1 protein-coding gene and 2 pseudogenes are annotated in these 3,024 nt (G+C 45.9%); 2 read left to right on the top strand and 1 reads right to left on the bottom strand.

Translation table 11 applies throughout. From position 1 onward, the window contains the following. Positions 1-386 (top strand): annotated as a pseudogene (locus tag PLH26_RS21250) (hypothetical protein); the annotation flags it as partial. A gap of 35 nt (positions 387-421) precedes the next feature. Further along, positions 422-1,870: a SusD/RagB family nutrient-binding outer membrane lipoprotein gene (locus PLH26_RS21245; protein ID WP_324588021.1), complete on the top strand. Its 1,449-nt coding sequence runs from the start codon at positions 422-424 to the stop codon at positions 1,868-1,870. A 410-nt stretch (positions 1,871-2,280) separates the two neighbouring features. Here the strand turns inward: PLH26_RS21245 and PLH26_RS21240 are convergent. Then, positions 2,281-3,024: pseudogene (locus PLH26_RS21240) on the bottom strand (hypothetical protein); the annotation flags it as partial.

Here is a 3,024-nt window from a genome sequence, read left to right as displayed (position 1 = left end):
TAAGAGATCCGCTTGATGTTGGCGACGGGTATTTGTTTGATGGGGTATTCGAGGATGGAAAGCCCAATGATAAGTACCAGTACCTGGATGATTTCAGGTGGGATCCTTTTGCAAGAGGCGAGCGGTTCCTGTATGATGCCACCTACGTGAAACTGCGGCAGGTAGCTTTATCCTACACAATACCAGGAACCTTTATCAGGCGGATCGGGTTAACCCAGGCAGACCTGTCGGTGTTTGCAAGAAATGTGGCCCTGCTATATAAGAAAAATGAAAATTTTGATCCGGAAGTGGCTAATAAAGGTGCCAGCCAGTCTTCCCAGGGATCAGAATATGCAGCTCCTCCTTCTGCCCAGAACATTGGTGTAAGAATTAAGATCGGATTCTAATAAAAAAGATACTTAATTATAAAATCAGAAATAAGATGAAAATGCATATAAAACTATTCGGATTAATGATTGTAGTGCTGTCAGTATCCGCCTGTACCAGGGATTTTGAAGAAATGAATACAAGTCCCAACAGTTTAACTGCCGTACCTTATAAAACATTAATTACAAATTCCGAGATCAGCGTCCTTAACACTTACAATGCTATTTTAAATGAAGCGGTAAGCTGGACGCATTATAATGTTCGCGACGTGTATGTTCATGATGACCGCTACCAGATCACAGGAAGCATCAGGAACTTTAATATGTACAGCGGTCATTTAAAAAATTTAAAAAAAGCGATGCAACTGGCTGAGAAGGCGGGAGACAACAATGCTATCGCCGTGATCAAAATACTCAGCTCTTATGCTTTTCAGAATTTAACCGACTGGTACGGAGATATTCCCTATTCAGAAGCATTAAAGGCTGATGATGCAGATAATGCTATAATATATCCTAAATACGATCCGCAGCAAAGCATTTATGCAGACCTGATTGCCCAGCTTAAGGAGGCGAACGGTATGATTGACCCTGCAGCTAATATCGGAAGCGCCGATGTGGTCTTTAATGGTGATATGATGATGTGGAAACGATTCTGCAACTCGCTGTTATTGCGCATGTATATGAGGATCTCGCTGGTTGACGCATCTACTGCAAAAGCCGGCATCGAAATGATTGCGTCAGATCCCAATACCTATCCCGTTATCAATTCTAATGAAACCGCCGCTTTTAAATACTGGCTCCCTAATGATGCTGTTTACAGAAGCCCGTACTGGATGAACCCGGTACTTGCGGCATCGCAGGAAAATGTTACATCAGCATTTATGATCGGTTTTCTTAAAAGCAGGAACGACCCGCGATTGCCGGTATATGCCGAACCTGCTGCCAACAGCGGCGAATATGTTGGGCTTCCGTTGGGCACATTAGGACAAAGCACCCCGGATCTGTCTATTATGGGAATTAAAGAATTTCGCTCAGCAAACTCCCCTACCCGGATGATGAGATACTCGGAAGTGCTCTTTATATATGCTGAAGCTGCTTTGAACGGATGGAACGTGGGTATGACGGCGCAGGCCGCTTATGAAGCAGCCATTAAAGCCAGCTTCGATGAGTATGGTCTTGAAACTGGCAGTTACTTAACCGATCCGTTGGTAGATTTTAACGGTGGAACGGATCAAAGAGAACTGATAGGGGATCAGAAATGGTGTGCGCTTTATCCAGATGGTAACCAGGGATGGGCAGAGGTCCGGCGGTCGGGTTACCCGGTATACGTAGCCGTTACCGAACCCGTGCAAACGCTTTATCCCGGTAAAGGAACGATCGTAAGAATGCCTTATCCGTACTCCGAAGCTGTATCCAACCCCGACGGACTTGCGGCCGCCATAGCTGCGCAGCCGGGCATTATAGACGAGAAGTTTGGTGCGGGTGTATGGTGGGATGTTAAATAAATATTTCGGTCGGCCCCCAACAATTATATATACCCTGTGTTGAAAATGCCGCAGATGCGCAGATTGAATCTGCGCATCTGCGGCTAAAAAAGTCAAAGGTATTTCCCTTGTTTTGCGGGCCGGGGCTAATTTGGAATGCACCCGATGCCTGTCTTTACATACTTCTTTCCCGGCGGCGTCCTCACAACCGGCACCGGGATCTCATAACTGCCCTCCAACCCTTCGATAAATATCCCGGCATACCCGGCGAAGCAACATGTGCAATGTATGCTGTTTTGCGAACGCTGCATCTTTCACCCGTTAGGTGAAACAATAACTTTCCTACTCAACGTAATAACGTCCCAAGCTTACTACATTAAAGGATTTAAAAACACTGCCGTGATAGCCACAAATGCACAAATGGATACCCGTTAAGGGTGAACCGTAATGCCCGGCTGTTGTGCCCCGGCGGCAAGCTCCGTTTTTCGGGCAGCAAGGTTCAGCTTATTTCCCGTTAAAAGTATATCCCGGCTTTTACTGCCTTCTACCCTGAGGAAGGTAGTTATTGTATTAAGCGGACGCGAGCCGCTGATAAAAACATTCCTGGAGTTTTCAAGGCGTATGAGGCTTTCAGCGTTTACATTTCCTGCTGCTTTAAATCCGTTCAGCTCTATGTCATCGGCATCATCACAAACAATGGCCGGTCGCAGATCGGGTGTTTGTAAGTTGAACCGTACATTATTAAGCGTAATGCCTGAAACATGGTGCATATATAAACCATATGCAGGCAGGTCTCCAAAAATGAACATCTCGGGGTAATTTCTTTCGAGGTCGGGCAAATTTCTTTTGGCAGCCATTGCCTGGGTGCCTCCGCCTTCAAAGGTGATATCAATATTGCTGAAGATAATATCGCGGGGCCGGGTTTGAGAAGTGCCGGTAATGGATATGCCGGTATTCACTTTCGTAATATTCAATAACCACGGCGTTCCCCCTTCGTAATCCGCAGGCATGGCTATCATATTAGGCACGGTGGCCCGGATGTTCTCAAATAAAATATTATGCAGCTTCCCCTTTGTCCAGCTACTGTCATTAAAACTGGTCCAGGTATCAATATACTGTCCTTCGTTCCAGCCAGACAAACGGATGGAGATGGGGCCCTTAACATTATCCATGAT

Source organism: Agriterribacter sp. (assembly GCF_035444585.1).
In the GTDB taxonomy this organism is placed as follows: Bacteria; Bacteroidota; Bacteroidia; order Chitinophagales; family Chitinophagaceae; genus Agriterribacter.
This window is presented reverse-complemented; position numbering and strand designations above follow the sequence as displayed.

Excerpts from the sequence above, each read along its gene's own strand:
- PLH26_RS21245 (WP_324588021.1), top strand. The coding sequence starts at position 422 with ATGAAAATGCATATAAAACTATTCGGATTAATGATTGTAGTGCTGTCA.